The following is an 8,095-nucleotide window of genomic DNA, read 5'->3' on the forward strand; positions in this document are numbered from 1 at the left end:
TCATCGGGCTGAACGTGGAGACCGTCGCGGGCGGGGCCGGTCGGCGAGGTCACCGGCGTGGCGCCGTACCTGCTGTTCGCCTCGGCGATGCTGGTGCTGACGTGCGTGCTCCTGCTGGCCGTCCCGGCCGTCCGCGACCTGCGGCAAGCCGGCGACGACCCGTCCTGAGCCTCTGGGGACGGGTCGTCGCGGGACGGGGGTCTAGTACAGGTCGGCCGTGAGGAACTTCCACGCGTCGGGGGTGCGGCTCGCGCCCGCGGTCCACGTGCCGGAGCGCTGCAGGGTCACCGGCGTGTTGTCCGTGGTCCCGGCCGCGCCTATCACCCACGACGGGTCCTTGCGCGAGGCGAACACGCCGCCGGTGCGGTTCCAGCGCATCGACGCCGAGTACTGGCCGACGGCCGACGCGCAGTCGGCCACCTGGATCGGCCGTCCCTGGGTCATCGTGCCGCCTTCGACGTCGGCGCACAGGCCGGGCGCGGCCAGGTTGTGCAGCTGGCCGGAGACCGGGTTGTAGGCCCAGAACTGGTCGGCGTTGCCGTCACAGGTGTACAGCACCAGGTTCGCGCCGCCGCCCGGCGTGCTCCCCGGCGCGTCCAGGCACTTGCCGCCCAGCTTGAACTGCGTGTACGTGAGCGGCTGCTTCGCCTGCCAGGTGAACACCTGCCGCTGGTCGGCGCCGTCGCAGGCGGCCAGCACCAGGACGTCGCCGAGCGCGCGGCCGGTGCCGGGCAGCGTGGCGCACAGTGCCGGCGCGTCGGCCGGGTGCAGGCGCGCGCCGTCGTAGGTCCAGCGCTGCGCGGCCCCGGCGTGGCAGTTCCACACCTGCACCGCGCTCCCGGCCACCAGCCTGCCGCCGTTGACGTCGGCGCAGCGGTCGTGTGACAGCTCGGTGTGCACGGCCTTGGTCGCCGGGTCGTACCAGAACGCCTGGTTACGGGTGCCTTCGCAGGGCCAGGAGACGAGCTTGCGGCCGTTGCGCGAGGAGTTGCCGTCCACGTCCAGGCAGTTGCCGGTGGCGGCGTGCCTGAGCTGCTTGAACGCCGGCAGCCCCGGATACAGCCTGGGGCTGAGCGAGCCGGCCGGGTTCATGCAGGCGGCCTGCGGCGCGGTGGAGTTGAAGAACTGGGTCAGGCAGGCGGCGAACGCGGCGTGCCCGCCGGTGTTCGGGTGGAACGACTGGCGCACGGCGTTCGGGTCGAACAGGTCGCCGTTGACCGCGTGCAGGCCGGTCACCCAGGTGGTGTCCTGGCAGACCTCGGTGCCGTGGAAGAGGCGGCTGGCGTCCAGGTAGCGCGCGCCGGCCTGGGCGGCGGCGCGGCGGATGCCGGTCTCGAACAGCGGCACCGCCTTGTTGCGCGCGAAGGCCAGGTCGGCCAGGTAGCCGAGGCAGCCGCCGTTGTACCAGCCGGGGAAGTTCGGGTTGTCCTCGACGTCCGGGCTGGCCGGTCCCGGGTACGACATGGAGATGAGCTGGTAGTCGCCGGGCCCGTAGCCGGCGTCGGCCATGATCTGCTTGACGTCGGTGAGCGCCTTGGCCACCCGCGGGACGATGAAGTCGACCCGGGCCGCCCACGTCGGGTCCTGACCGGGCCAGCAGGCGCCGCGGAAGAACACCCGCCGCTCCACGCAGTCGGTCATCGTGGGCCCGAACTGGGGGCCGCCGTCGTCGTTGGCGCCGGCGACCACGGCGATCATCTTGACCCTGGTGTTGCGGGCCTTGATGGCCAGGTGGTCGCCCTGGTTGAGCTCCTCGTACTGGTGGGTGCCGCCGATCGTGATGTCGTTGGTCTGCGCGCCGGAGCAGGACAGGTTGTAGGTGAGGTCGGCGGGGATCGCGGTGACGTGCACGGCGGCCTTGATCGAGCGGTGGCACCAGTTGTCCGGGCCGTCGGTGCCCGGCTCGTACAGCGACCGGTCGAAGGCGCCTTCGCCGGAGATCTCGCTGTCACCGAGCGTGGTCAGGGCGGTCTTGCGCTGGTCGAGCGGGCGGATGGCGTCGTCGCCGTAGAGCTTGACGGCTTCGGCCTTGCGAATGGCCTCTAAATGGGGTGGGAGGGGGGTGATCGCACTGCTGCTCAGAGCGCCGCTGGTCAGGGCGCTGCCGGTTTGGGCGGTGGTGGCGTGCGCGGGGGCCGCGGTGACGAGCAGCGCCAGCGCGGCCAGGAGAACGAAGGGGGAGCGCATGGGGGGATACCTCCGCATACATGAGCACTACTCATAAGTAACCTCAGTTCGCGGAAAATGTGAACCCTGCTCATGTGCTTGTTTTTTCGCCGCGTGCCGTCGCACCCCATCGACGGGACCCCCGCGGCCGCCACCCCGGTCATCGCCCGGTCAGAGCCGGGTCAGAGCCCGATCAGAGCCCGATCAGAGCCGGTCAGACCCGGTCGGCGGCGATCAGCAGGTACTGGAAGCTGCCGTTGCTGTAGGCGTCGAGGAACGCCTGCTCGATCCCCGTCGCCAGGGACGTCTTGGCCCGCAGCTCCCAGTACGGGATCGCGGCCGCGGTCAGGTCGACGACGTCGACGGGCACGAGCCGGTTGGCCGACAGCTCTCTGAAGTAGGTGCTGCGCGGATGGATGTCGCAGATGTAGTGGGCGTTGATCTGGCTGATCGCCCGCGACGGCAGCCCGTAGGCGTCGTTGTAGCAGCCGGTGATGCACACGTACCGGCCGCCGCGCGCGAGCAGCCTGGAGTGCTCGGCGAACAGCAGCGACAGCTCGACGTACATCGTGCTCTCGTTGTTCCAGATCGCCTGGTAGCCGCCCGACGGGAAGCCGGTGTCGAGCATGTTGCGGAAGTGGAAGCGCACCCGCTCCCCCACGCCGCGGCGCCTGGCCTGCTCGTTGGCGAACGCCACCTGCGACTCGGAGATGGACACGCCGTCGACCTGACAGCCGAACCGCAGGTTGGCGACGATGCTGGAGCCGCCCCGGCCCGACCCGGCGTCCAGGACGCGATCGTCGGGGCCGAGCGGGCCGAGCCGGCTCATGAGCAGGTCGGCCTGCGCGCATTCCAGCCGGTGCAGCTCGGCGACGACGCGTTCCTCGCGGGTCGACTCGGGGCCGTCGAGCACCGACCAGTCGGCCTCGCCGATGCCGTAGTGGTGGTGGTAGATCCCGTCCACTTCGCCCAGGCGCAGGTTGACCGGGTTCTTCTCGGCGTTCCAGTAGTCGGCCACCGAGCGCTGGTACATGCTGCTGAGGACGGGCTGCTCGTAGGTGGTGGTCACCTGGAGCTCCTTTCTGTGAGAACTCGACTGGGTCGGGGAAGGTCAGGATTTGTAGCGGCTGGTCGATCCGTGCCATTCGAGGCAGCCGGCCATCCACGCCTGGGCGCCGCGCAGGAACCGTTTGAGCTCCGTCGACGGCAGCGCGTCGAGCTCGCGCCGGCTGGACTCGAAGCCGCGGACGAAGTCGTTGTGCAGCTCGACCGCGCGTTCCGTGGCCTCGCGGATCGAGCAGTCGTCCTCGGCGGCGATGAGCAGGATGACGTTGGAGTCGGGCAGTTCGTCCGCGGCCTCCCTGGCGACCGAGTGCAGGTCGTTGACCAGGACGCTGGCCGTGCCCGCCTGCATGAGCGCGGTGTGGAAGCGCCGGTCGTAGAACAGGTTGCCGGGCAGCTCGTAGCCGCCGACGACGTCGATGAGCGTCATCGAGGTGTAGAAGCTGTCGTGCTGCCTGGCCGCCAGGTAGCGCCACACGGGCGGCAGCGTCTCCAGGTAGCGCCAGGCGGCGTAGGCGGTCCAGCTCACGTACATCTGGAAGGTGGTGTTGCAGGCCCGCATGACCTGCGACGGCGTGGCGTGCCGCGACAGGTGCCCGGTGGCCGAGCGCAGCGCGACCAGCACCGGGTCGCCGGTGATCTGCTCCTCCAGCCGGCGTGTGTAGTCGCCGGCGGGCGGCGGCGGATCCATCGCCGACATCACCAGCGCCAGCCGCGGCGGCAGCTCGGTCGGGGTCGCGCCGAGGTCGCTCTCGTCGGCGTAGTAGTCGTCGGCGGCCCACCAGGCGGCGTTCATCTGGGCGGCGATCAGCAGCATGTCGGGGTCGTCGGTGTCGGCGTGGGTGAGCATGGCCAGCCGGCCGTAGCCGGTGGAGCTGAACTCGGCCATCCGCCCGGCGTGGATGCCGGTGCCCGCCGCCCACGCGGTGAGCCGCCGGTCGACCTCCACGCCCAGTTCCTCGTCGATCCTGGCCGTCTCGGGGCAGTACAGGGGCGGGTAGCTGCCGTCGCCCCACTCCCGCAGCCCGTAGGCGAGCGGGGCCAGCCCGTGCGGGCCGGTCGGGCTGGTGAACGCCGGCGGCGACAACACCCACACCTGGCCGGGCAGGCCGCCGGCGCGCGCGGACTCGTGCCCGTCGTCGGGGACCGGCCCTGCCGCGGGTTCCGCTTCGGGCTCCGCTTCGGATTCGGGCTGGGCGGCGAGGGGGAACAGGCGGGCCGCGGAGGTTCCCAGGCCGGTGGGGCCGGACGGCAGCCGGACGGGCTCGGCGGTCAGCGTGGGCGTCGGGTCGGACGGACGCGGGGTCTCATCTGCGGCGAACTCGGGCATGACACGCCTTTTCCTCGCAACGGTCGTGGGACGGTGGTTTCCGCTGAGTTATCTGGGGCTTGCCTGACAGTCACTACTGAAAGTAGTCATGCAGATACGAAACGTAGAGTTACCTGATGGGGAGGGATTGCTTCCCGCGGCGGACGCCCGCTTGTGCCTTGCGCACGGCCGGACGGCATGAGAAAAGGCACCCCGCGCAGGTGCGGGGTGCCTTGGCGTAAGACCTGGTCAGAGGATCGGCTGGACGATCTCGGTGCGCCAGTCGGCCGGGTCCGGCCAGCTCGACGGGTCGGGCTCACCGGCCAGGTCGATCCACTCGTAGACCTCCCAGGCGGGCCCGTCGGCCTTGTGCCCGTCGGCCAGCCAGGCGTCGATGCGGGCGTAGGCGTCCTGCAGCCGGTCGTGCGCGCCCAGGTGCACGGTCACGCCGGCCGTGCCGCCGGGCAGTTCGCCGCGCACGACCCGGCCCGCGCCGGTGACCTCGGCCTGGACGGGCACGCCGACCTCCACATCGGTGCGGGCGTCGGCCTTGAAGTCGTCGAAGGTGTGGTAGCGGACGAACGGCGGCCCCGCGGGCACGGCGCCCCGCTCGCTCAGGTGGCGCCAGAGCGCGTGCAGGCTCTCCCCCTGCGCCCGGGTCAGCTCCGCGATCGGCACGGTCTGCCGGACGCTCACCACGGGCTGCGGCCTGCGGTGCAGTACCTCGATGCCGACGGTCATGATCGTCACCTTTCCCTGGACGCCGGTGGTCACGCCGATCCTCGCGGCCCCGGCACCGACCGGCAAGCCCCGGGACATCGGCCGTCATGCCCGGGACGCCTGTTTCATTCGGCGACGAGCCGGATGTCGAACTCCGCCTCCAGGAACGGGCCGGGCATCGAGAAGCGGGCCGCCCGGGCGGCGTCCGCGCACGGGCGGAAGGGGACGACGAGCGCGTCCTTGACCGCGAACGCGGCGTCGGAGGCGAGGTAGGGGTCGCCGGCGGCGAAGATGTGGGTGGTCAGCGGCCGGTGCCCGGCCGCCTCGACCCGCAGGTGGACGTGCGCCGGTCGCATCGGGTGCCGGCCGAGCGCGCGCAGCAACTCGCCGACCGGGCCGTCGGTGGGCACCGGGTAGCTGCTCGGCCTGACGGTGCGGAACCAGTAGGCGCCGTCGTCGCCGGTGGTGAGCAGGGCGCGCAGGTTGCCCGGGGGCTGTGCGGCGTCCTGGCTGTCGTAGTGCCCGGCGTCGTCGGCCTGCCAGACGTCGAGCCTGGCGCCGGCCAGCGGGCGGCCGTCGCAGTCGGTGACGCGGCCGTGCACGAGCGTGGGCTCGCCGCGCTCGCGCTCCGGGCCCTCGGCGATCCACGCCCCCATCGGACGGGCCGGCGCGGGCGAGTGGAACGGGCCCTCGACCGAGCTCGGCGTCATGTTCGCCGGTCCGGTGTGGTTGACCTCGTCGACCGCCGAGGTCAGGCCGAGCATGTCGGACAGCAGGATGAACTCGTTGCGCTCGGGGGTGCAGGCGTGGCCGGTGCGTACCAGGAAGTCCACGGCGCGCAGCCATTCGGCCTCGGTGGGGCGGGTCTCGCGGACGAAGGCGTGCAGGTGCGCGACGAGGGCGCCGGCCAGCTCGCGCAGCCGCGGGTCCGCGCCCGCGAGGGAGGCGAGCACCTGGGCCGACAGCGGGTCGGCGGGCTCGGACGGTCTCATGGTCTCCTCCACCTGATTCGGATGGGCGGGCATTCGTGATCAAATCGATTCGCCTCCGTCATGGACGGAAACGTGAACAAGCCTCTACTTTTCGCGTATGTCGTTGCTGCGGAAGTTATCGGTCACCGCCGTCCTCGTCCTGGGGTTCCTGTCGTCGGCGGCGCCGGCCCTGGCCCACGAGGAGCGGCCCGTCACGTTCCCCGACGGCTCGGGCAGCGTGCCGGTCTACCGCACCACGGGCCCCGAGCTGCTGGTGTGCAAGACCGACCGGGCCGACTTCGACAAGCGCGTCGCCGCCTTCCCCGCCGCGCTCAAGGAAGAGAACCTGCGCCTGTTCGAACGCTGCCAGAAGGACGGCTACCGCCACCTGCAGGAGGCGGTCGACCAGGTCAAGGGCCCCGGCTACAACATCAAGATCCTGCCCGGGCTGTACCAGGAGGAGCCCAGCCTGCCCGAGCCGGCCGGGGCGTGCGCCGACCTGAAGGCGCGGTGGTCGTCGTTCGGCTACCAGATCCTCTCCTTCGAGCAGCAGCGGCAGTGCCCGCACAACCAGAACCTGGTCGCCATACTCGGCATCAAGGACCTGCAGATCGAGGGCACCGGCGCGACCCCGCGCGACGTCATCGTGGACGCCCAGTACAAGAAGCTGAACGCGATCCGCGCCGACATGACCGACGGCGTCTACTTCCGCAACTTCACCGCCCAGCGCACCACGTTCAACTCGCTGTACATCCTGGCCACCGACGGGTTCGTCATCGACCGCATGCTGACCCGCTGGAACGACGAGTACGGCTTCCTGACCTTCGCCTCCGACCACGGCCTGTACACCGACTGCGAGTCGCACGGCAACGGCGACAGCGGCATCTACCCCGGCAGCGCCTCCGACATCAACGCCGGACGCGGCCACGACGTGCCGCGCTACGCCATCGAGATCCGCCGCTGCAAGAGCTACCAGAACATGGTCGGCTACTCCGGCACGGCCGGCAACTCGGTCTGGGTGCACGACAACGAGTTCTACGACAACATGGCCGGCGCCTCGATGGACAGCCTCTTCCCCGACCACCCCGGCCTTCCGCAGAACCACGCCCTGTTCGAGAAGAACAAGATCTACGACAACAACAAGAACTACTACCACCACGTACGCGACGGCACCTGCGCCAAGCCCGCAGGTCAGCGCGGCTACGAGAGCGGCGTGGTCTGCCCGCAGATCGGCGTCGCCCCCGGCACCGGCATCCTGACCGCCGGCGGAAACCACAACGTCTACCGCGACAACTGGGTGTACGGGCACGAGCGGACCGCGTTCATGCTGCTGTGGGCGCCGGCGTTCCTGCGCGGCGAGGAGGCGATGGGCAAGCAGGCCGACACCTCGCACGACAACCACTACGGGGGCAACCGGCTCGGCGTCGCGCCGGACGGCTCGGTCCGTCCCAACGCCACCGACGTGTTCTGGGACGGCCAGGGCAGCCGCAACTGCTGGGACACCCAGGCGGCGACCAGCCCGTACGTGGTGCCCGGCTGCGGCGGCGAGCCCGGCGAGCTGTCCGGCGCCGGGTCGCACCGGGTGGTCGGCGAGCCCGCGAAGCTGGCGCACTCGCTGGTGTGCGCGGAGTACAGCGTCACCGAGCGGCGGCTGCCGGCGGGCTGCGACTGGTTCGGCGCGTCCGGGCTGGCCCGGGTGGAGGTGCAGGTGACGCTGGGCACGTCGGTGTTCCTCGGGCTGATCGTGGCCCTGCTGTGGTGGCGCCGCCTGCGCGCCTCCGCACTGCGGGCCGGCGCGGATGCGGGTGTGGGCGCGGGCGCGCGCCGGCTCGGCACGGTGTCGGCGGTGCTCGCGCTGGCCGGGCTG

Annotated in this window: 6 protein-coding genes; 1 reads left to right on the top strand and 5 read right to left on the bottom strand. The window is 71.2% G+C overall.

All coding sequences use genetic code 11. The annotated features are described in order from the left end of the window. Nucleotides 1–201 precede the first annotated feature (201 nt). From HII36_RS51165 to HII36_RS51185, 5 genes are all read right to left on the bottom strand, one after another. Nucleotides 202–2,187 carry a ricin-type beta-trefoil lectin domain protein gene (locus HII36_RS51165; protein ID WP_173530667.1) on the bottom strand — a complete coding sequence of 662 codons (1,986 nt, stop codon included), beginning with the start codon at nt 2,185–2,187 and terminating at the stop codon, nt 202–204. A 193-nt stretch (nt 2,188–2,380) separates the two neighbouring features. Then, complete coding sequence (locus tag HII36_RS51170) at nt 2,381–3,199, bottom strand: geranyl diphosphate 2-C-methyltransferase (RefSeq protein WP_173530671.1); 819 nt, start codon at nt 3,197–3,199, stop codon at nt 2,381–2,383. A 78-nt stretch (nt 3,200–3,277) separates the two neighbouring features. Then, nucleotides 3,278–4,558 carry a family 2 encapsulin nanocompartment cargo protein terpene cyclase gene (locus HII36_RS51175; protein ID WP_217371004.1) on the bottom strand — a complete coding sequence of 427 codons (1,281 nt, stop codon included), beginning with the start codon at nt 4,556–4,558 and terminating at the stop codon, nt 3,278–3,280. A gap of 228 nt (nt 4,559–4,786) precedes the next feature. Next, entirely contained in the window at nt 4,787–5,278 is a 492-nt protein-coding gene (locus HII36_RS51180) for a GyrI-like domain-containing protein (protein ID WP_173530668.1), read from the bottom strand. A gap of 104 nt (nt 5,279–5,382) precedes the next feature. Continuing rightward, complete coding sequence (locus tag HII36_RS51185) at nt 5,383–6,249, bottom strand: dioxygenase family protein (protein ID WP_173530669.1); 867 nt, start codon at nt 6,247–6,249, stop codon at nt 5,383–5,385. 97 nt (nt 6,250–6,346) lie between these two features. Here HII36_RS51185 and HII36_RS51190 point away from each other — a divergent pair. After that, nucleotides 6,347–8,095 (top strand): right-handed parallel beta-helix repeat-containing protein (locus HII36_RS51190; RefSeq protein ID WP_173530670.1); only part of this gene is annotated, 1,749 nt, incomplete at its 3' end.

Source organism: Nonomuraea antri, assembly GCF_013283785.1.
Classification (GTDB): Bacteria; Actinomycetota; Actinomycetes; order Streptosporangiales; family Streptosporangiaceae; genus Nonomuraea; species Nonomuraea antri.

Bases quoted from the DNA above. Each gene is read 5' to 3' on its own strand.
- HII36_RS51165 (WP_173530667.1), bottom strand. From the start codon at position 2,187: ATGCGCTCCCCCTTCGTTCTCCTGGCCGCGCTGGCGCTGCTCGTCACC.
- HII36_RS51170 (WP_173530671.1), bottom strand. From the start codon at position 3,199: ATGTACCAGCGCTCGGTGGCCGACTACTGGAACGCCGAGAAGAACCCG.
- HII36_RS51175 (WP_217371004.1), bottom strand. From the start codon at position 4,558: ATGCCCGAGTTCGCCGCAGATGAGACCCCGCGTCCGTCCGACCCGACG.
- HII36_RS51180 (WP_173530668.1), bottom strand. From the start codon at position 5,278: ATGACCGTCGGCATCGAGGTACTGCACCGCAGGCCGCAGCCCGTGGTG.
- HII36_RS51185 (WP_173530669.1), bottom strand. From the start codon at position 6,249: ATGAGACCGTCCGAGCCCGCCGACCCGCTGTCGGCCCAGGTGCTCGCC.